This is a genomic window from Gordonia sp. DT30 (assembly GCF_049844915.1).
Lineage (GTDB): Bacteria > Actinomycetota > Actinomycetes > Mycobacteriales > Mycobacteriaceae > Gordonia.
On sequence record NZ_JBNCLY010000011.1, the window covers coordinates 126480 to 148248 of the forward strand.

17 protein-coding genes and 1 rRNA gene are annotated in these 21769 nt (G+C 67.0%); 7 read left to right on the top strand and 11 right to left on the bottom strand.

The features are described from left to right. Positions 1-136 precede the first annotated feature (136 nt). Positions 137-2806, top strand: coding sequence for an ABC transporter ATP-binding protein/permease (locus ACLQ3C_RS12665; protein WP_425705413.1), 2670 nt, complete (start codon positions 137-139; stop codon positions 2804-2806). Further along, positions 2803-4548 (top strand): ABC transporter ATP-binding protein, encoded by a 1746-nt coding sequence (locus tag ACLQ3C_RS12670; RefSeq protein ID WP_425705414.1) that lies wholly within the window; start codon positions 2803-2805, stop codon positions 4546-4548. Before ACLQ3C_RS12665 ends, ACLQ3C_RS12670 begins: the two co-directional genes overlap by 4 nt. 136 nt (positions 4549-4684) lie before the next feature. Here the strand turns inward: ACLQ3C_RS12670 and ACLQ3C_RS12675 are convergent, their stop codons facing one another. Further along, a complete protein-coding gene (locus ACLQ3C_RS12675) occupies positions 4685-5956 on the bottom strand; it encodes a DUF222 domain-containing protein (protein WP_425705415.1) in 1272 nt (423 codons plus the stop codon). 207 nt (positions 5957-6163) lie between these two features. Here ACLQ3C_RS12675 and ACLQ3C_RS12680 point away from each other — a divergent pair, with 207 nt between their 5' ends. From ACLQ3C_RS12680 to ACLQ3C_RS12690, 3 genes are all read left to right on the top strand, one after another. Next, positions 6164-7621, top strand: a complete 1458-nt coding sequence (locus ACLQ3C_RS12680) for an alpha-amylase family glycosyl hydrolase (protein ID WP_425705416.1) — start codon at positions 6164-6166, stop codon at positions 7619-7621. A gap of 54 nt (positions 7622-7675) precedes the next feature. Next, positions 7676-8788: a ferredoxin reductase gene (locus ACLQ3C_RS12685; protein WP_425705417.1), complete on the top strand. Its 1113-nt coding sequence runs from the start codon at positions 7676-7678 to the stop codon at positions 8786-8788. Between the two features lie 93 nt (positions 8789-8881). Beyond that, positions 8882-10123 carry a fatty acid desaturase family protein gene (locus ACLQ3C_RS12690; protein WP_425705418.1) on the top strand — a complete coding sequence of 414 codons (1242 nt, stop codon included), beginning with the start codon at positions 8882-8884 and terminating at the stop codon, positions 10121-10123. Between the two features lie 25 nt (positions 10124-10148). On the opposite strand, the gene ACLQ3C_RS12695 is transcribed toward ACLQ3C_RS12690, so the two are convergent. From ACLQ3C_RS12695 to ACLQ3C_RS12730, 8 genes are all read right to left on the bottom strand, one after another. Beyond that, entirely contained in the window at positions 10149-11057 is a 909-nt protein-coding gene (locus ACLQ3C_RS12695) for an AurF N-oxygenase family protein (RefSeq protein ID WP_425705419.1), read from the bottom strand. A 170-nt stretch (positions 11058-11227) separates the two neighbouring features. Next, a complete protein-coding gene (locus ACLQ3C_RS12700) occupies positions 11228-12100 on the bottom strand; it encodes a phosphatase PAP2 family protein (RefSeq protein ID WP_425705420.1) in 873 nt (290 codons plus the stop codon). A gap of 187 nt (positions 12101-12287) precedes the next feature. Continuing rightward, positions 12288-12776, bottom strand: coding sequence for a hypothetical protein (locus ACLQ3C_RS12705; RefSeq protein ID WP_425705421.1), 489 nt, complete (start codon positions 12774-12776; stop codon positions 12288-12290). Positions 12777-12889: 113 nt separating this feature from the next. After that, positions 12890-13570, bottom strand: a complete 681-nt coding sequence (locus tag ACLQ3C_RS12710) for a hypothetical protein (protein ID WP_425705422.1) — start codon at positions 13568-13570, stop codon at positions 12890-12892. Positions 13571-13693: 123 nt separating this feature from the next. Then, entirely contained in the window at positions 13694-14704 is a 1011-nt protein-coding gene (locus tag ACLQ3C_RS12715) for an ERCC4 domain-containing protein (protein WP_425705423.1), read from the bottom strand. Positions 14705-14796: 92 nt separating this feature from the next. Further along, a complete protein-coding gene (locus ACLQ3C_RS12720; protein WP_425705424.1) occupies positions 14797-15960 on the bottom strand; it encodes a TY-Chap domain-containing protein in 1164 nt (387 codons plus the stop codon). A gap of 108 nt (positions 15961-16068) precedes the next feature. Continuing rightward, a complete protein-coding gene (locus tag ACLQ3C_RS12725) occupies positions 16069-17184 on the bottom strand; it encodes a protein kinase domain-containing protein (RefSeq protein WP_425705425.1) in 1116 nt (371 codons plus the stop codon). Positions 17185-17242: 58 nt separating this feature from the next. Beyond that, complete coding sequence (locus ACLQ3C_RS12730) at positions 17243-18214, bottom strand: ketopantoate reductase family protein (protein ID WP_425705426.1); 972 nt, start codon at positions 18212-18214, stop codon at positions 17243-17245. Positions 18215-18349: 135 nt separating this feature from the next. Between ACLQ3C_RS12730 and ACLQ3C_RS12735 the strand changes: the two genes are divergently transcribed. Continuing rightward, on the top strand, positions 18350-19726 hold the full coding sequence (locus ACLQ3C_RS12735) for an NAD-dependent succinate-semialdehyde dehydrogenase (RefSeq protein WP_425705427.1): 1377 nt from the start codon (positions 18350-18352) through the stop codon (positions 19724-19726). A 10-nt stretch (positions 19727-19736) separates the two neighbouring features. On the opposite strand, the gene ACLQ3C_RS12740 is transcribed toward ACLQ3C_RS12735, so the two are convergent. Further along, on the bottom strand, positions 19737-20492 hold the full coding sequence (locus ACLQ3C_RS12740) for a DUF72 domain-containing protein (RefSeq protein WP_425705428.1): 756 nt from the start codon (positions 20490-20492) through the stop codon (positions 19737-19739). A 141-nt stretch (positions 20493-20633) separates the two neighbouring features. Further along, positions 20634-20906, bottom strand: coding sequence for a GlsB/YeaQ/YmgE family stress response membrane protein (locus ACLQ3C_RS12745; RefSeq protein ID WP_425705429.1), 273 nt, complete (start codon positions 20904-20906; stop codon positions 20634-20636). A gap of 789 nt (positions 20907-21695) precedes the next feature. On the opposite strand from ACLQ3C_RS12745, the gene ACLQ3C_RS12750 reads away from it, so the two are divergent. Then, a 16S ribosomal RNA gene (locus ACLQ3C_RS12750) occupies positions 21696-21769 on the top strand; the annotation flags it as partial.

Here is a 21769-nt window from a genome sequence, read left to right on the forward strand (position 1 = left end):
GCGAGTGCGCCATCGCGTGCGCACTGTCGTCACCGACCAACGTTTGTTAGCCTGCCCTAAGCTGTGCGACGATCCGAGCCGCGTTCGGATCGGCCGCACAGATGATGTGACGGCAACTAGTGATGGGGGTTGGCGGATGTCCCGTGGATTCGGGGGAGCGGTCATGCGCGCGTTCGGCGCGCGTGATCACCTGGCGGCGGTCACCGGCGTCGAGCAACGCACCTCACACGTCGTACGCATCAGATTCCGATCCGACACACTCTTCGAGGAGGCGCTGACCGGCCCGACCTCGTGGATTCGGGGCTGGTTCCCGGACGGCGAGGGACGCGAGCACCAGCGCGGCTACACCTTCGCCGAGGCCGACGCCGACGCCGGGACGTTCGCCCTCGACTTCGTCCTGCACGATCCGTCCGGCCCAGCGTCGCAGTGGGCCCGGCAAGCCGACGCCGGGCAGACCATCGCAGTGATGTACATGAGTTCGGTGCCGTTCGAGGTGCCCGCGGAGAATCCGCCCGCGGGATACCTGGTGATCGGGGATTCGGCCTCGATCCCGGCGATCAACTCGATCGTCGCCACGGTGCCGCACCACATCCCGATCGAGATCTACCTGGAAGAACACGATCCCGCGGACCGGGACATTCCGCTGAACAGCCATCCGCGGCAACGGCTGCACTGGGTGCGGCGCACCGACGCAAGCGCACTGGCCGCCGCGCTCGAGGATCGTGACTGGTCCGACTGGTACGCGTGGGCCGGGCCGGAATCCAATTCGCTCAAGGAGATTCGCAAACGTCTCAAGACGTTCGGATTCCCCCGGTCGGAAACCCATGTGCAGGCCTACTGGGCGCAGGGCAAGGCCATGGGCAAGGAGCGCGACCCCGATGCCGAGGGCGCGGACGGCGCGGCACCCGTCGAGACCGTCGAAGCAGCGGTGGAGACCATCTCGCCGGCACCCGCCGAGTCGTCGCCGGCCGCGACCGACGACCCGAGCGCCGCACCACGCGGCCAATGGCGCGCCAACGCCGCGGGCCGGCTCCTCGCCCCGTTGAAGCCGATCCTGACCGTCGCGGGAGTCCTGCAGGCGGTCGTCACCCTGCTGCAGCTCGCACCGTACGTGCTGCTCGTAGAACTGTCCCGCCGCCTGCTGGGCGACGCCGATTCCGGTCAACTCTGGTTCGTCGGAATCCTTGCCGTCATCCTGCTCGGGGCCGGGGCGCTGCTCGAATCGCTCCTGCTGCTGTGGTTGCACAGCGTCGACGCGCGGTTCTCCCGAGACCTGCGTATCCGATTGCTGCACAAACTAGCCCGACTTCCGCTGAGCTGGTTCGGCGCCCGCAACTCCGGCAGCATCAAGTCCCTCGTCCAGGACTCGACGCTGTCCTTGCACTATCTGGTCACCCATGCCGTACTCGACGCCGTCGCGGCGGTCGTCGCCCCGATCGCGGTGCTGATCTATCTGTTCATCGTCAACTGGGCCGTCGCCCTGTTCCTGCTCGTACCCGTCATCGGCTATGTGCTGGCCATGTACCGGATGGTCATCGCGTCCGGCGCCAAGATCCCGGTGTCGCTGACCTGGGCCGAACGAATGAACGGCGAGGCGGCAGCGTATCTCGAGGCACAGCCGGTGATCCGCGTGTTCGGTGGTTCGATGGACTCCCGCTTCCGGGCCCGGCTCGACGAATACATCGACTTCCTCGAGGAGTGGCAGCGCCCGTTCGTGCGGACCAAGACCGTGATGGACCTCGTCACCCGCCCGACCACCTTCTTGTGGCTGATCGCGGCGGTGGGTACCTGCTTAGTCGTCGGGGGAGTGGTCGCGCCGATCGATCTCATCCCGTTCCTCCTGTTGGGCACCACCTTCGGGGCGCGATTGATGGGCATCAGCTACGGGGTCAGCGGACTCAAGGCCGGGATGTTGGCCGCACGGGACATCCAGAACACCTTGGACGAGCAGGAACTCGGCGCCGCGCCCGCGCCGGCGGCACCGACCGCCGCCACCGGAGAGGTCGTCTTCGACGCCGTGACCTTCGGTTACCGTCCGGGCGGGCCGGTGGTGCAGGACGTCTCGCTGCGGTTGGCGCCCGGTTCCGTCACCGCGCTGGTCGGGCCCTCCGGCTCCGGCAAGTCGACGTTGGCGGCGCTGCTGGCGCGCTTCCACGACGTCGACGCCGGCGCCATCCGCATCGACGGGCGGGACATCCGGACGATGGAGTCCGACGAGCTGTACCGTCACCTCGGATTCGTCCTGCAGGACACGCAATTGGTCACCGGCACCGTCGCCGACAACATCGCTCTCGCCGTCCCCGACGCGCCCCGCGAGCGGATCGAGCAGGCCGCGCGTGCCGCCAACATCGACGAACGCATTCGTGCGATGCCCAGCGGCTACGACACACTCCTCGGACCCGACGCCGCCCTCTCCGGTGGTGAGCGACAACGGTTGACGATCGCCCGCGCCCTCCTCGCCGACGCCCCGATCCTGATCCTCGACGAGGCCACCGCCTTCGCCGATCCGGAAGCGGAATTCCTTGTGCAGCAATCGCTGAGTCGCCTGGCGGCCGAACGTACCGTCCTCGTGATCGCGCACCGCCTGCACACGATCGCCGACGCCGATACGATCGTCGTCCTCGACGGCGGCCGGATCGCCGAATCCGGCACGCACGCCGAACTTCTCGAAGCCGGCGGCCGCTACCGCAGCTTGTGGGACGCGACGGAGACTGCCGATTCGCCGGATGCAGTGGACCTGAACGGCCCAGACCTGAACGGGGCAGACCTGAGCGGCGCGGACCTGAACGAAGGAGCCCGGCGATGATCATCACCCTGATTTCGTTGCTGCCGCCGCAGGCACGTCCGCGTCTGCGTCAGTTCGTCGTCTTCACCGTCCTCTCGGTGATCGCGCGCGCCGTCGGGGTCGTACTGCTGGTGCCGTTGGTATCGGCACTACTCGACGGCCGGCACGGCGACGCACTGGCGTGGCTGGGTGGTCTGACGCTGGCGACCGTGCTCGGCTGGGCCGCCGACTGGGCCGGATCGCGTGTCTCATACGACCTCGGCTTCACCCTGCTCAACACTGGGCAACATGCTGTGGCCGAGCGTCTTTCGCGCGTCCGATTGCCGTGGTTCGGTGCGCAGAACACCGCGACCGCGCGGCAGGCGATCGCCGCCACCGGACCGGACCTGGTCGGCGTCGTCATCTATCTGGTGGTGCCGCTGGTCGGTGCGGTCCTGTTGCCGACGGTCATCGCGCTCGCCTTGTTCGCCATCTCCTGGCAACTCGCACTCGTCGCTCTCGCCGGGGTGCCGCTCCTGCTCGGAGCGTTGTGGGGAACCGGCGCGATCAGTCGTCGTGCAGATCAGGCCGCCGACGAGGCGAACGCCGAACTCGGCGAGCGCGTCGTCGAATTCGCGCGCACCCAGCAGGCGCTACGGGTCGCCCGGCGTGCCGAACCCGCCCGCAGCCTGGCCGGTGACGCCGTGGCCCGACAGCACGGCACCATCGTCAAGCTGCTGCTGTTGCAGGTCCCCGGACAGCTGCTGTTCACGATCGCCGCACAACTCTCGCTCTTCGCCCTGGCGGCCACCGCCGCCTGGCTGACCGTCCGCGGCGACGTCTCGACCGCGCAGGCCGTCGCACTCATCGTGGTCGCCGTGCGGTATCTCGAACCGTTCGCCGCCCTCGGCGAACTCGCGGGCGGCCTCGAATCGGTACGCCTGACGTTGCGACGCATCCGCGCCGTCCTCGATGCGCCGGTTCTCGCGGAGGGGACGCGCACACAGCGGGCGCCGGCGACCGCGCCGCGGATCACGTTCGAGGGAGTCGGTTTCCATTACGGCGATCCGAGCGAACCGGTCCTCGAGGGTCTCGACCTGGTTATCGAGCCGGGCTCCGCCACCGCCATCGTCGGCCCGTCCGGCTCGGGCAAGTCCACGATCCTGCGCCTCATCGCCGGCCTGCTTCAGCCGACGTCGGGCCGTATCCTGTTCGACGACGTCGATGTCGCCGAACTCGACCACCCCTCGCGGCGCGCTCTCATCAGCATGGTGTTCCAGGAGCCGTACCTGATGGAGGGTTCCATCGCCGACAACGTCGCCGCCGGCGACCCGACCGCCGACACCGGCCGGTTGCAGCGGGCCACCGCCCTCGCACGTGTCGACGAGATCACCGATCGGCTCCACTCCGGTACGGATTCCGGTGTGGGTGAAGGGGGTTCGGTCCTCTCCGGTGGCGAACGCCAGCGCGTCAGCATCGCTCGCGCGCTGGTCAAGCCGGCCCCGGTCCTGCTCATCGACGAGGCCACCAGCGCTCTCGACAATGAGAACGAGCGGGCGGTCGTCGATGCCCTGTCGGCCGACGACCGTCCGCGTACCCGTCTCATCGTCGCCCATCGCCAAGCCGGCATCCGGCGCGCCGATCGCGTCATCGTGCTCGATCGTGGCTCCGTCGTCGAGGACGGCCGACCCGACGAATTGCTCGCCGCCGGTGGTCGTTTCGCGAAGTTCTGGGAGCACCAGAGCGCCGCGACCCGCTGGAAGCTCACCGACAGCGCCCGCTAGCACCGGTGCCGGCAGGTGAAAGCCCCGTGGCTGGGGCGGCGCCGTATGAAGTTCTCAACGAACGGTTGCGGTCCCGGCGTGCCGGGTGCAGGGTCGGAAAGTAGGTGTGGGAAACCCTTGTTTCAGGCTGTTGGTGTCAGGCGGCGTCGTCGAGGTGCAGGGTGCGTCGGTTGTAGGCGGGTAGGGGTCGTCGTCGAGGGTCGACACCGGCGGGCGGGATGAGCCAGGGATGCCGGTCGAAGCCCATCACGACATCCCAGCCTCTGTCGTGGACATCGTGATGGCACGCCGTGCACAGGAGGCAGCCGTTGTCGAGGTCGGTGGGTCCGCCGTCGACCCACGACACGAGGTGGTGCGCTTGGGTGCGCGAGGCGGCCGCACCACATTTGATGCAGCATTCGTCGCGGAGTAGCAATGCTTTTCGTTGTGCCGGGGTGAACAGACGCTTCTCGCGTCCGACATTCAACGGCACCTGGTCGCCGTCGACGATGACGACGGTGACCGACGCATCGCACCCCAGTGCTTTCGCGGTGGCGGGCGTGACCGATCCCATGAACTCCAACGCAGACAGCTTCGGTGTGTCGGCGGGGATGGTCAGCAATACCCCGCCGGTGGGTTTGCAGGACACGGTCTCGTCGGCAAGGCCTCGTTCGGCGAGTTCGAGGACCGTTTCGAAAGCATCGGCACGTCTACGATCGGCGGGACGCGGGTCGAGGGAGCCGTCGGGCTGCGGCTTTGGCGCGGACAAACTCTCGACGAGGCTGTGGAGTTTCTCCCCGGCGACCGCATCGAGGTTGGCGCGCACGTCGAGGCGGCCGTCGCTGGTCTTGTGGTAGCCGAGTTCGTTGACGGTCTTGTCTTCGGCGGCCGGCTTTCCGTCGGTGTCGTCCGCCAGGAGATTGCCGAGTTGGCGTGCGTGCTTACCGATTTCGGCGGGACTCATCCCGGCTAAGGCTTGGGAGACGAGGGCGCGGGTGTGGTCGCGACGCTCTTCGGGGGTGACGGGCTCGCCGGCGCGGGACTCGATGTGGCCGAGTCCGAGGACGACGGCGTCGGCGTGGTCGAGGAATATGGCACCGTCGACGGTATGTCTGCGCAAACCGTCGATATCCGTGGCGGTTCCGATGCGAACAAGTCGGCCGGCAACGGCGGGCGCGATTCCCATGGTGATCAACAGTTGTCGCACGGAACGGCCTTGGGGTGCGGTCATTTTGAGGCGGTCGAATTCGCCGGTCAACGTCGCAGCGAGGTGATCGACCTTGTTGCGCAAGGTGATCAGTTGCTGCATCGCCGCGAATGCTTCACGCGAGGTGAGGTCTGGACTGTAGGTGCGGTCGTCGAGTTGCGCGATGAGGTTCGCGTAGAGCTCTGCCGACAGAAAAACCGAAGGTGCGGTGACGTCGATCATGGAATCCCCCCCTGGATGATCATGCGATGGGTCCAGTCTAGCAGAAGATTTGTTCGACGCGCAAGTGTTCGACGATCAATCCACAAGGGCTGCAACCAGTTTCGTCCCACCAGTGAACAGTTGTCACAGCGGTGGACAGCAGCCACGCAGGCCAGCCGACAGCGCTCTCCCACACGCCGAGCGCGCCCATCTGGCACAGTGTCGATCGTGCAGCCCGATCCCGTCATCTACGAGATCAACACTTGGCCGTGGCTCCAACGCATCGGCCGGGAGCTCGGTCGGCCGGTCACGCTCGCCACGGTGCCCGACGAGGTCTGGGACGACGTCGCTCCCGGACCCGTCGACGCGATCTGGTTGATGGGGGTCTGGCAGCGCAGCCCCGCAGGCGTGGAGACCGCCCAGGCAGACGAGCCGCTCGTACACACCTTCCGCGCCGCCCTGCCGGATTTCACCCCCGACGATGTGGTCGGCTCGCCGTACTGCATCCGCGACTACACCGTCGACGATCACCTCGGCGGCGCTGCCGGTCTCGCCGCCGCGCGGGCCGCGTTGGCCGACCGCGGAATGGGGCTGATCCTGGACTTCGTGCCCAATCATCTGGCCACCGACCACGCCTGGACCACCGAACATCCCGAGCGGTTCGTGGGCGGCAGTGACGACGACCTTGCCGCGCACCGGGACGCGTTCGTGCGGGTCGGGCCCAACGTGCTCGCCAACGGCCGGGATCCGCACTTTCCGCCCTGGCGGGACGTGGTGCAGCTCGACGTGTTCCACCCCGATACCCGACGAGCAGCCATCGACACCCTGCGCAGGGTCGCCGACTTATGTGACGGCGTCCGGTGCGACATGGCGATGCTGGTGAGTACCGAGATCTTCGCGCGCACCTGGGCCGGAAGAGTCGGCGACGCGCCCACCGACGACTACTGGACCCAGGTCATCCCGGAGATCCGCCACACCCATCCGGAGTTCGTATTCATCGCCGAATCCTATTGGGGCACAGAACCGCAACTGCGAGTGCAGGGCTTCGACCACTGCTACGACAAGGCCTTCACCGACGCCCTCGAACATCACCCACGCGACGTTGCGCGCCTCATCCGCGACGACACCGACCCGACGGGCCGGCTCCGATTCATCGAGAACCATGACGAACCCCGTGCCCAGGCCGTCTTCGGCGACCGGCATCGGACCGCGGCCATCACCGCGCTCTCCCAGCCGGGCGCCCGCCTGATCCACGACGGCCAGGCCGACGGCCGTACCATCCGCCTGCCGGTGCAACTGCGCCGGGAACCCGACGAACCGCTCGACGCCGACTTGCGGCTGTTCTACCGCGCACTGCTGATCGTCCTGCAGCAGAGTCCGGTGCGCGGCGGCACGTTCGCCGCATGCGAGGTCCTCGGGTGGCCCGACCGGCCCGGCGGCCCCGGTCTGATCGCCTGGTCCTGGGCCGACGCCGAGCGGCGAGCGCTGTTCGTGGTCAACCTCGACGGCGACGAGGCCGTCGGACGCGTCCGCACCGAATGGCCGGAACTCGACGGCACCGTCGCGTCACTCACCGACCTCGTCACCGGCGATCGGTACGACCGGCCCGCCGTCCCCGACCCCGACATCTTCGTGCGGCTGCCGGCGTGGGGCGCCCACGTGCTGGACGTGCAGATCGATCTGTGATGTAGGCCACCGAGCGCGTGTACAGTCGTGCACACAGCGGGCGGAGGGAGACCGATGAATCTTTTGCGCTGGAGCAAGCGTCCAGCCGCGGACGTCAACGCCAAGAAACCGCAGGTCAACATTGTGCGGGGCCTCGTCGCACGGGCCACCACACCGCTGTTGCCCGACGACTACCTGCACCTGCTCAACCCGTTGTGGTCGGCGCGGGAACTGCGCGGCCGAATCCTGGGCGTGCAGAAGGAGACCGATGTCTCGGCGACCGTCACCATCAAGACCGGTTGGGGTTTCCCGTCGACCTACAAGGCCGGCCAGTACGTCGGCATCGGCCTTCAGGTCGGCGGCCGGTGGCACTGGCGCTCGTATTCGCTGACCTCGTTCGGTGAGAACATCGACGACACCATCTCCATCACCGTCAAGGCCAACCCGGACGGCTTCCTCTCGACCCACCTCGTCGACGGCGTCGCACCGGGCACCGTCATCCGGCTCGCCGCCCCCAAAGGCGACTTCCATCTCCCCGAGCCGTTGCCCGATTCCCTCCTGTTCCTCACCGCAGGCAGCGGCATCACCCCGGTCATCGGCATGCTGCGGTCGATGAGTGCCCACGGCGAGATCCCCGACACGGTGCACGTGCACTCCGCGCCCACCCGCGACGAGACGATCTTTCTCGACGAGCTCGAGTCGCTCGACGAGCAGGTGCCGACGTATTCGCTGCAGCTCCACCTGACCCGCTCCGACGACAAGTTCTCGCTCGACGACATCGACTCCGAGGTCCCGGATTGGCGGGAGCGGTCGTGCTGGGCGTGCGGACCGGTGGCATTCCTCGACGAGATCGAATCCACCTTCGACGAAGCCGGGATTCGCGAGCAGTTGCACATCGAACGCTTCGCCATCGCGCGCACCGACTTCGGCGGCCAGGGCGGCACGGTCACCTTTGCCAAGTCCGGTAAGACGGCGGAAATCGACGGCGCGACAACCCTTCTCGAGGCCGGCGAGAACCTCGGGATTCAGATGCCCTTCGGCTGCCGGATGGGCATCTGCCAGACCTGCGTGGTGCCGCTCGCACAGGGCTACGCCCGGGATCTGCGCACCGGAGACGAACGACGCGAGGGGGAGCGCATCCAGACCTGTATCAGCTCGGTCTCCGGCGAATGCACACTCGACATGTAATGCCCAGGGTGCCGGTCCAGGCCGCGGCCGTACCCCGTTCCGGCGTCACCGCCGGATGACCAGTCCGAAGAACCCGACCGGAGGACGATGCACATGGCTATCACCGACATCGATCAATACGCCCATCTCACCGACGCCGATGTCGAGGCGCTGGGAGCCGAACTCGATGCGATCCGGCGCGACATCGAGGAGTCCCGGGGCGACGCCGACGCCCGATACATCAAGCGCACCATTGCGTTTCAACGCGGACTGGCCGCCGCGGGCCGGGTGACGCTGATGTTCAGCAATCGTAAACCGGCCTGGTTTGCCGGCACCGCGATGCTCGGGCTGGCCAAGATCATCGAGAACATGGAGCTCGGCCACAACGTCATGCACGGCCAGTGGGATTGGATGAACGATCCCGAGATCCACTCGTCGTCGTGGGAGTGGGACACCACGTGTCCGAGCGTGCAGTGGAAGCATTCGCACAACTTTGTGCACCACAAGTACACCAACATCGTCGGTCTGGACGACGACGTGGGTTACGGGATTCTGCGCGTGACCCGCGATCAGCGGTGGGAGTGGTGGAACATCGGCAACCCGATTTACAACCTGACGCTCGGCACCTTCTTCGAATACGGTGTGGCACTCCATCATCTGGAGACCGAGAAGCTCCGCAAGAAGAAGAAGAGTTACCGGCAGGCGGCCAAGGATCTCAAGATCATCGCCCGCAAGGTCGGCAAGCAGGCCGCCAAGGATTACGTCATCTTCCCAGTGCTCGCGGGACCGAATTGGCGGAGCACGCTCACCGCGAACGTCACCGCGAACTTCATCCGCAACTACTGGACGTACATGGTGATCTTCTGCGGGCACTTCCCCGACGGTGCCGAGAAATTCACCGTCAAGGAGTACGAGGAAGAGGATCAGCCGCGCTGGTATCTGCGACAGATGTTGGGGTCGGCCAACTTTCGGGCCGGGCCGCTCATGCGGTTCATGAGCGGCAACCTGAGTCACCAGATCGAGCACCACCTGTTCCCCGACCTGCCCAGCAACCGTTACGAGGAGATCGGCGTGCGGGTCCGTGAACTGTGCGACAAATACGATCTGCCCTACACCACGGGCAGCCTGTTGCATCAGTATGCGCAGTCGTTCCGCACGATTCTCAAACTCGCCGTGCCCAACGCCCTGCTGAAGGCGACGTCCGACGATGCGCCGGAGACCGCCTCCGAACTCCGGTTCGCCATCCGTGGTGGCATGTCGAACCACTTCGGCGTCGACCCGGTCACCGGGAAGCGCCGCGGTCTGCGCACCGCTCTGCGTGAGCTGAAGCACGCGCCGGTGCAGCCCGCCGTCTGACTCGGCAACTGGACCACAGCGACACTCAGAGCATGTGTACCTTGCGGTACACGCGCGCCGCGGCGGGCGTGAGCAGGCCGACCTCGTCGAGGAACCCCATGAGATGGGCACAGCCGGTGCGCACCATCGACTGGAAGTGGTGGTTGCGTCGCATCTCGCCGATGGCGCGGTGGTGGTCGAGTCCGGCGTCGAGGTAGGCCTGCGGCCGGACCAGGCTGATGAAGATGTACGACGCCGCGACGGCGAGGTAGAACGCACTCCACTGCCGACGCAGCCAACCGACCTCGCGCATCGACTTGCGCACCTCTTCACGCGCGAACTTCATGTGCCGGGATTCCTCGAGGACGTGGATCTCGTTGACGGTGCGGATGAACGGCAGGACCCGCTCGTCGCGCATGCAGCCGCGCTGGAACACATCGAGGATCTCCTCGGCGGCGAGGATGCCGGCGTAGGCGACCTCGTCGGTGACGGTCGCCATGAAGAACTTGCCGAAGCGGCCGAGTCGCGGGTGTGGCTTGTACGACGTGCCGACCATCTTCTCGCTCGCCTTGGCGAACATGATCGAGTGCCGGCATTCGTCGGCGACCTCGGTGAGCGCGAACTGGAACTCGGGACGGTGATAGTCGGCGAGGTACTGGTCGCGGATCACGATGCCCTGCAACAACATCTCGAACCAGATGCCGATGCACATGATCGACGCGAACTCGTGCCTGGTCAGCCGGATCCGCTGCTCCTCGGTCATCTCCTCCCAGTACGGGGTGCCATAGAGCGTCGACCATTCCGGACTGCAGCCGTACTTGGCCGGGTCCATCGGCGCCGACCAGTCGATCTCGGTCATGGCGTTGCGGGAGAGGAGCGCGGCGGACTCGAGCAGGCGGGCAGACACCTCGTCGGGTCCGGAGTCGCTGGTGGATGTGAGTTGCTCCACTGTCATCCCCCGATGACACCACCAACCGTGACAGTAGTCAATGGCATCATTGGTGATGCTTCCTCTTCTAGGATCGATGCACGCCGGATCATCGCGCACGGTTCCGGTTCCACCTGACCGGCGTACTGGCCCACGTGACGCCGCGCATGGCTGCGCCGTAACGCGATACGCGCGGGTCAGAGGGTTCGGGACGACCGGTAGGCGCACGGCCGGTAGCAGGCGAGGGCGAGACCCATGGCCACCGCGATGGCGACCGCGGTCACGATCTGGCGCGGATCGGTGTAGGAGGTCTCGACGATCAGCGGCGTCGCCACCACCGGGACCAAGGCCGCTGCGGCCCGCAGCACCGCCGATCCACGCGGTGCCGGCGAATCGGCGTACGGATCGGGGAGTAGTGCGCCGAGTCCGACGACGATCAGCACCGAGATCACCACATCGCTGGGCCGGTGCCAGCCGTCGGCGATCAGCCCGAACGCGACGACCGACGCCCACGTCGCGCCGAGCGCCACGACGACCGGCCGCAACCACTTCGGTGCGGCCGCGATGAGCACCACCACACAGGAGGTGACCGCCGCGGTATGGCCGGAAGGCGCCGAGTTGGATGTCTCGGCGATCCACGAATGCAGCTGCGGGCGTACGAGCACGCCATCCCGCAAGAAGCGGACGAGCAACACGATGACCAACGGAAAGGCAAGCAGCGCTGCAGTTTTGGCGATCGCGACGCCGACCGGCGCGCGACCGGTGACGGCCGGGACCACCGACCCGGCGACGGCGAGCATCGCCGCGACCACCCAGATCCGCGGATCGGTCACCGCCTGCACCGTCAACAGATGCGGGACGTGGGCCACCGGCGACGAGCGGCGCACCGCGTCGAGCACGTACTGGTCGACGAGCTGACCCCACGAGGTCCGGACCGCGATGCCGTACACCGCAGCCGCGAGGAGCAGCGCGATCACGGCGGTGACAACGGCCACGCCGAGGCCCGTCGGCCGACGGACCTCTCGGCGGGGCGTCACGCCGGGACGCGGCGTCGTTGCCAGGACACTCATACTTTCGAGGCTAGGGCACGAGTCTGGGAGAAGTCTGGGTCGCTGGCCCGGCGCGTCGCGAGCGGTCGCCTCGATCGGACCGGCTGTTGTGGGCCGACTTCGGGAATGTGCGTGCCGCAGGACACCCAATCTCCGAGTCGACCCACAATCGTGATCGCGTTCCCGGACTCGGCGGTCTGAAGACCGCTCAGACGGCGATCCGCGCGCGGTCGGCGACCGGCCGCAGCGCGATGACGATCGTCTCGGTGGCGACGATGCTCGCCGGCAGCTCGGCGTGGACCGTGCGCCGATGCCCGGCGGCGTCGACGACGGTGATGTCGGCGAGGGTCGCACCGGCCAGGCATTGCCCCGCGAAGGCCAGGTCGGCGATCGCGCTGTTGAGGGGCAGCGCAGCGTCGATGTGCACGACGGCACGGCCGCCGGCGACCTGCGCGGCCGCGATCCGCGTGACGAGCACCGGGTGCCGCGCGTCGTCGTCGGCCGCCGGGCACACCGGCTCGCCGGCGGAATCGACGTAGTAGCCACATGTGTGACGAAGGACCTCAGCACACACATCGGTCGTGCCGATGATGATGTCCGAACCGGATGCGTGGATGGGAACCGGCCAGAGAGCGGGATCGAAAGATCGGGACACCAGAACGCCTTTCAGGGAGGGCAGCAAGTCGAACAAACTCACTCCCTTGGTCTACCGACCCGCCGACCGCCGCGAAAGACCGTGTGGCGCCAAGACTTCGTCAAAATCTTGTCTGCCCCGGCGTCACCGTGACGGGGTGACGCCGAGGAATCCCCTTACGCGGCCAGAGCCGGAAGCAAGATGATGAGCAGGATGAGGAGGATCGCGACGGCGAAAATCGCGATCGACGCGCCCACCCCGTTGTAGCTCTGCGGCCCCGGCCCCAGTGAACCGCGGCTGAACGTCCACACGGGCGCGCGGTACTCGAGTTCGACGGACTGTCCCGGGGCAACCGTCACCGGCAGATCGGCGGGCCCGATGCGCGGCGGCAGGAAATACGGGACATGCACATGCACGTGGTGTTGTCCTGGCGGCAGCGGGATCTGGTTTCGTCCCCACGTCGTGGCGGGCAGGTCGTACCCGTCGACGGTGATCGTCGGCTTGAAAAAGGTCAGCATCCAGGCCAGCGGGAAGAACTTGGTATCGATGACGACGCCCTGCTGCTGACCGGCCTGCACGGGCGGCGCGCCCTGCCCGCCACCCGGATGAAAAGCGCCCGGCGCCTGGGCCGCCGGGTATGGCGCCGGCTGCGGCTGTTGTCCGTAGGCCGGTGCGGGCGGCTGCTGTCCCGGTGCGGGTGCCCCGTAGGGGGACGGACCCTGGGGCGGCTGACCGTACGCCTGCCCGGGCTGCGGCGGATACGGCTGCTGCGGCTGTCCGGGATGGGGCTGCCCGTACGGCGACTGGCCCGGATACGGTTGCGGTTGCCCATAGGGCGGGTTCGGAGCGTTCATCATTCCCCCTCGTTCTGGTGACACGGCCGGGATCGGGCCGACCCTATTGCGGGAGTCAATGTAGCGTGCCTGCCGCCACACGGCGATGTTCTCGACCGCTTCGGCTCGAATGTCCGGGTTGGCACGTCATTCGCCCGAAGTAGTGGCGCGGGCCGCAAATGCGGCCACGACCTCCGCGGGAATCCGGCCGCGATCGGATATCGACCACCCCGCCGACCGCGCCCACGCACGGATCTCCGCCGGACCGGCCGGGCGCGGAGCGGGCGGTTCGCGATCCGGCTCGGCAGAGTCTGCTGTCGTCGAGTCGTCGGCACTCAGCTGCGTTCTGGCCAGTTCCCCCGCGCGGTGCAGCTCTCGTTCGGCCAGGCAGGCGCCGAACCACCGATACAGCCACTCCTGGGCCAGCGCCCGCGTTTCGCAGAACACGATGGGCACCGACGGGAAGCGGGCCTGCGCCTCGGCCACCGCGTCGGCGACCCGTGCAGCGGGCGCGTGTTCGAGCTTGAACAGTGCCGCATAGCCGGAGTCGACGATCACCGCGCCGCGGGGCTGCGCAGCCAGATCGGCGAGAAGGTAGGTGAGTTTGCCCGACAGGAGGCTCGACGCGAGGTCGTCGATGCTCTTGCGTTCGGCGGTCGCGACGAGGTCGTCGCCATCGAAGACCGCGTAGTCGCCGACCGGCAAGCCCCGCTTGATCACGTCGGCCTGCTGTGCGGAGAACTTGTAACCGTAGCGTTCGCGGGTGTCGACGACGATGTCGACGACCCTTCCGTGGGCGCGTGCCCTGGGCACCGTCACGTTGGGGCGGGCCTGCTTGGCGGTGCGGCGTGACTGCCAGAACACCATCTCGCGCCCGCGGGCGCGGGTGAGCACGAATTGCGAGCGGTTCTCCCGGCCCCGCTGCAACACCAGGTCGATCGCCGCCCCCCGCCGGCTGATCGAGCGGATGGGCAGGCGCTCGACGATCTCGGCGTCGTCGGGCCACTCGGCCACCCGCTGGCAATAGACCTTGGTCGTGCGTGGCCACGTCTCGCGCGTCTTGAGCACGATTCCGCCGGGACCCAGCGGCAGCCGCAGCAGGTAGGGCAGTGAGGTGCCCTCTTCGGGGTTGTGTGCGATGAGCAGGTCGTCCGGCATCGATGTCCAGGGTGCCCCATCGCGGGCGACGGTTCACCCAAGACACGACGTGGCTTCTCGGTCGCCGCGGCACCCGGCCGCCGAGAATGCGCTCAGGTGGCGGTGGGCCGGTGCCGGGCCTGCCCAGAGAGGGCGACGACGCGCAACGCCGCGCGCAACTGCCGGGTGGTCTCGGCCCACGCATCGCTCTCGTGCCGGCAGGCGCTCGCCTCGGCGTCGTTCTGCTCGACGGTGGCCTGATCGGCCGACGTGGCCCACGTGACGTGCTGCTCCTCGGCGGTCCGGATGTAGTCGAGGATCGTCTCGTGGTCGTATCCGCAGATCTTCGCGACGTCTTCGGCGCCGAGAGACTCACCGTCACAATCGAGTTCGATCAGGGTCTGCAATATTTCGGGAAGTGCGGGGTCGGTGGCCGCGTCGAGCGCGTCGACGATCTCCGGGCGCTCCTCCGCGAAGAACTGCAGCCACTGCCCGATCCCGGCCGCCACGTTGTGCCGCGAGAAGGCGGTCGCCTCGACGGTCAGTACCGCCACGACGCAGGTGCCGTGGACGACCAGTTTGATCCCCGTGTACGGCATCGTCCGGGTGGCCACGAACTCGTAGGCGGCCGGCAGGTCGGAGACGTTTTCGACGACGGTGCCGAAGAATTCCAGCGTCGCACGGTGCGGCATCACCCGCAGCCAGGACTTCACCTCCCCGGTCGGCAGCGGGATGTCGCCGTCGCCGTCGACGATCACCGGACCCGCCATCGTCTCGAGTGCCTCGAGCACCATCGCCCGCAGATCGCTGTGCCGGGCGGGCAGTGCGACCACGTCGAGCGCCGGTTCGTGACGGACCAGGTCGGTGCCGGTGAGAAACGCCGGATGTCCGGCGCTCCAGATCTCGATCAGGGTCGTGGTGGCGAGGGCGGCGAGCTCGTCGACCCGCGTGCGGGGCACCGCGGCGCTGAATGAGCCGTCGCCGTCGTCGCGCAACCAGCCGAGGTTCTCGAGTGCGGTGCCGTTCTCATCGAGCCAGTCGGGATGAGGATGCAGGTCGGCCTCGACGATGGTGCACATGATCCGGTCGTCGGACCCGGCGGTGAAGGTGAGAGCGCCGTGCGCGCCCTCGGGAATGTCGAGGTTCTGTTCGACGACGAGCGCCTGCCCCTCGTCGAGATCGGACAGCAGTGCGGCGAGCCGATGTCGATACTGTGCCCACGCTTCGTTGACGGCGGTGTCGAAGTCGACGTCTCCTCGCATGTCGTCTGCATCCATGCCAAGCTCCCCGATCTGCCGGAACATCATGTGACTGCGACGTTACGGTCCCATACCGGTGATTGCGCGATTGCGCAGAAAGATCCCCCCATTCATATGACTCCCCGGCTACACCACAGCCAATCCCATCAGCCGGCACAGCCGGTCCTCGTCGATCACATGGATCGGCTGTCCGCGTCGCTTGCGCTCACGTGCGCCGAACAACTTGCGGCCCTCGTGAACGCCGACCGCGCCCTCGATGTCATGGGCGCGCACCAGAATCGTGGTGTCGTCACCGACCGTCGACTGCACCACCGCGCCGGCGTCCTCGATCAGTTGTGCAAGCTCCGGTTGGGTGCCGGTACTGAACCGGCCGGTGATCACCACCCGGTGTCCGGCCAGGGTCGACGGGCCGCGCGCCGGGCACATGTCGATCTTGTGCAGACCGACGAGTGCGTCGAGTGCCTGATTGCCGTCGACGTACCGCATCCCCTTGCCTGCGATCGCATGCCAGATCCAGCACTTGAGATCCTCGGGTGCCTCCACGTCGCGGATCCGTGGCACCGCATCGTTGGTCCAGTCCCGGCCGGTCAGCAACGTGCAGGCAAGCAACCCGACTTGGTAGATGTCGAGCCAGGTCGCCCAGTGCCGGTAGTCGTCGACGTCGACCGGCATGTAGGCAGGTGTGTACGGGTCCGACGGTGAGTGCCAGGGCGTCAGCGAGTGCTTGGCGATCCCGAAATCCCCGAGCGTGAGATGACCATCGCGAAGAAAGACGTTGTCGGGCTTGATGTCGCGATGGGTGACACCGGCGGCATGCATCAACTTGAGCACCGCCAACAACTCACGGATCTCCCGCCGAACCCGCGTCGGCCGCCATCCGTGCCAGGTGCCGTCGAGAATCAGGTCACCGACGGTGCCCTCGCGCATCAGCTCCGAGACGATCACATACCGGGTGGCCCTGCGCGAGCCCCCGCCGAACGCGAAGGCGTCGAGGACCTGCACCACCTCGCGTCGCCCGGCCAGCAGATGGCCCATGTGCGCCTCACCGTGCCAGTCCGCGGCACTCGCACACACCTTGACGCAGACCTTGCGGAGCACCCGATCACTCGTCGCGGCCAGCCGGGACGCCCGGTAGACGACGCCGAAACCACCGCCGTCGAGGAGACTGTCGATGCGGTAACGATGTCCGGTGTCGCCGGTGATCAGCTGTCCGGCGCGCAGCGACTGTCGTGCGGATGCCACGCATCCACGATAAGGCATGGGCCCCAACGATGTTTCGGCGTCGACGCGACCGTCGTGCTCAGGCCTGCGCCAGCCGGGTCACTGCCGCCGCCGGATCCAGGCTGCCGGCCGGGAGCCGGTCACGGACCAGCCGCATCGTCTCGGCCTGTACCAGCTCGTTGACCGGTGTCCCGACTCCATGTAGCCGTCCCAGCAACACGATTTCACCTGTCAGATAATCGATTTCGACGCTACCGGTGCCGCGTTCCACGCTCTGCCAGGTGGAGCTGCCGCTGCCGTCCTCACCGGTGGGGCGTCGCACGATGAGATCGCCGCGCCGTTGCCGATCGGTCTCGCTGCTCACCGCCTCGATACCGGCCGCGGCCAGCACGGCCTCGCCTTCGGCGCGCGCCCTGGACACGAGCTCCCGGTGGGCGGCGCTGTCATCGCGGAAGCAGGCGTCGATCCCATTGGCCAGGTTCATGATCAGTTTGCGGTACTTCCACGCCATGATCTGCGGGCGCGCCTCGGACGGGAATCCGGCCGCCGCAAAGCACGACGCAAGGGACGTGCTCAGGGCGTCCACCCCGTCGGGAAACCGTCCGACGTCGAGGATGCCCGGGTGTGCGGAGGACCCCTGCACCACCACACCGGGCTCGAGATGCAGCGCAGGCAGCATCACGCACACCGAATAGGTGCGGGCGAACCGGCGCAGGATGGCCGGTTCGTTCGCGACGCCGTTCTGCGCCGACACGATCGGCGTGCTCGGCGGCGCGGACGTGCGCAGGTCATCGAGCGCAGCCGCGGTCTGTTGGCTCTTCACCGTCAGCAACACCACCGTGTCCTCGGTCCACTCGACCTCGCTTGCGTTGGCCGCCAGCGGAATTCGGTGGGCGTGCCGGCCGCCGGCCGTGTCGAGGACAAGGCCGTGCTCGCGCATGGCCGCCAGATGGGCACCACGCGCCACCAGGGTGGTGGGGATTCCGGAGGCATGCAGGTGGGCGCCGACGACTCCGCCGATCGCGCCGGCACCGTAGATGACGAAATGCATTCGTCAACCCTATGGCCAATGCTCGGGCTTGGTGCGGTACGCCGACGGCGCGACCCATCCGGCACCTTGGTCACACGAACCACAAACCCGGCATAGCGCCCACCGGATGGGCGGTGGCGAGCGTAGTTTCGGGACATGAGCGCATATGTGACCACCAACCCGACGACGGGAGTCACCGAACGCGAGTTCGCCTTGCTCTCCGACGACGAGATCGACCGACTCGCCCAGCGGTCGGCCACCGGATACGAGCGATGGCGGGCCGTGCCGGCCACCGAACGCGCAGACACGCTCGCGCGCATCGCCGACCTCTACGAGAAACGCGCCGACGAACTCGCCGCCGCCATCACCACCGAGATGGGCAAGGTGACCAAAGAGGCCGCCGGCGAGGTCCAGCTGGCCGCCGGCATCTACCGCTGGTACGCCGAGCACGGCCCCGACCTGCTCGTCGACGAGCCGCTGGATCCACAGGGTGCCGACGAATCGCTGGTGCAGCACCGGCCGATCGGACCACTCGTCGGGGTGATGCCGTGGAATTATCCCTACTACCAGGTGGCGCGATTCGTCGCCCCCAACCTGATGCTCGGCAACAGCATCATCCTCAAACACGCATCGATCTGCGCAGGGTCCTCGGCACTGATGGCAGAGGTCGTCCACGAGGCGGGAGTGCCCGAGGACGCCTATATCAACGCCTACGCCAACAGCGACCAGATCGCGACGCTGCTGGAGAACGACGCGATCCGCGGTGTCTCCCTCACCGGTAGTGAGAAAGCCGGCGCGGCGGTCGCCGAGGTCGCGGCGAAGAACCTCAAGAAGGCGGTCCTCGAACTCGGCGGTTCGGATCCCTTCGTCGTCCTCGACACCGCCGACATGTCACGTCTCATCAAGGTGGCTTCGCGGGCGCGACTGTCGAATACGGGTCAGGCCTGCAACTCGCCGAAGCGCTTCATCGTGCCCGACGAGCTGTATGACGAGTTCGTCGACGGACTGGTGCAGGCTTTCGACGACGCGGTCGTCGGCGACCCGACCGACGCCGACACGAAGGTCGGACCACTGTCGTCGGTCACTGCCCGCGACACCGTGGCCCAGCAGGTGCAGACCGCGGTGAAGCAAGGGGCGACGCTGCGGACCGGCGGGACCGCTCTCGATCGCGACGGCGCATTCCTGCAGCCGGCCGTGCTCACCGACATCACGCCCGAGATGGACGCCTATTCCGAGGAGATCTTCGGCCCGGTCGCCATGGTGTACCGGTACGGGTCGGTGGACGAGGCCGTGCAGGTGGCCAACGACGTGCAATTCGGGTTGAGCGGATCGGTCTGGGGCACGGACCTCGACAAGGCCAAAGAGGTCGCCGACCGACTCGACGTCGGCATGGCCTACGTCAACGAGCACGGCACGACGCTGCCCGGTCTGCCGTTCGGTGGTGTCAAGCGGTCCGGCTTCGGACGCGAGTTGGGGCGCTGGGGTATGGGTGAATTCGTCAACACCCGGCTGCGCCGGACCTCGAGTAGGTGAGGCGCGGCGGTCACGCCGGTTCGGGCGCGGCCACCGACAATCCCGCGGCCTGCGCCCGGGCGATCATGGTCAGTGCGTTGTCGACCGCGGCCCCGCCGGTGTCGTTGTTGAAGTAGACGTACACGTCGTGGCGATCATCGAAGGCGCCTGCGATGCGTTGTAGCCATCCGTCGATGGCGCCCCGGCCATACGCGGTGGCCCGCGCCGATCGGCCCTCGTGGAGCCGCAGGTATCCGAAATCCGTTGTCGTCCAAAGTGGTGTGAGGATACGACTGCGACGGTCGGCCCAGCACAGCGCCGCCTCCCGGCGCTCGAGGACTTCTCGCACCTCGTCGCACCACCACGACGTGTGACGGGGCTCGACGACGACGCGCACGCCGGCCGGGATCAGCCCCAGGACGTGATCGAGCGCCTCGGGCTTCGCCTGCAGATTCGGTGGCAGTTGCAGTAGTACCGGACCGAGGCGCTCGCCCAGACCGTCGGCACGACCGAGGAATCGCTCGACGGGTTCTTCGGGTTCGTTCAGGCGCTTGACGTGGGTGAGATAGCGGCTCATCTTCACCGACATCCGGAATCCTGGTGGGAGGCCGTCACGCCACGACTCGAACGTGGAGCGTTGCGGGAGCCGGTAGAAGGTGTTGTTGACCTCGACGGTAGTGAAGTGGGTGGCGTAGTAGCCCAGCCACTTCCGTTGTGGGAGCCCCGCCGGATAGAACTGGCCGCGCCAGTCCTGGTACTGCCAGCCCGACGTCCCGATGTGAAGCATCACCGCCGATGCTAGCCGGGCAGCGCACTGAAGTGGGCAGCCCAAAGAAAGTGGGCAGACAGGTGGGCGGACACCGCAGGTGACCGCCCGGCCGGCTGTGGGCCGGTGCGGTCACCTGCGGTCAACTCATCGCCTCGGCTGCTACTGCCGCACGGTGCGGCCTCGGATGGCCAGGTAGGCGGCGATCAACACGATCGCCACGACGATTCCGACGATGAACGGGATGACCTCCCAGCCGCCGTTGTCGTTGTTGTAGCCGAACTGGTAGGTCAACCAGGATCCGACCAGGGACCCGACCACGCCGAGCACGATGGTCATGATGACGCCGATGTCCTGCTTGCCCGGCATCAGCAGTCGTGCCAGAGCACCCACGATCAAACCAACGATGATTGCGCTGATGATTGTCCAGAGCATGAACTCCACCTCCCGTGTGGATGGCCGACCGTGCATACGCACGACCGGTGTAGGGACCCAGAGCGGCCCGGCGGTCTCGGGGCGTCGATGCTCTCGGCCGGCCAGCGCATTCGGTTGAACCGGACGCTGGTCTCTCCACGCTAGCGTGCACGGTGCGGCCCGCGGGCCGAACGCGACCCAATCGCAATACCCGGCCGGCCGATGCGTCCGGAAGCACCTCGGTGACCACCCACCGGCGAGCCCGCAGCCATGTCCGACCACCCTGCGCACCAGTTGACCAGGCGATTTGGAAGTTCACTCCTTCGGTGCGTAACTTAATCCGAGTCAGCGCGCCGCGGCGCCGCCCCGGAGGGCTTCGAAAGAAGTTCGGCGGGGAGAGGAAACCGGGCAGACGCAGACCGACCCCGAGAAATCGACCGGGCACAGTGATGTGCTCGCACAGATGGATCGGACGCCATACGCCAAATCGGGACCACAACCCCAGGTTGCGGACGCGAAATGCGGCTGGTACTCTGGAAGAGTTGCTCCGCAAGGGGTTAACAATTCCGAAACAGAACAAGCTCGCCGAAGTTCGCTCCTGTGTGGGGTGGTGTTGGTGGGTGTGTGTTCGTTGAGAACTCGATAGTGTGTTGGTGGATTGTTTGATGCCATTTTTTGATGGCATTGATTTTTGGATGCCGCTACTTTTGGTGGTGGTGTTCGGAGTTATTTTTTGCCAGTTTTTTGGATTGTTTTTTGGTCAGGTTTTGCTTTCCTGGTTGTGTTGAAACTTTTGGGTTTCGATGTTTTTTCATGGAGAGTTTGATCCTGGCTCAGGACGAACGCTGGCGGCGTGCTTAACACATGCAAGTCGAACGGAAAGG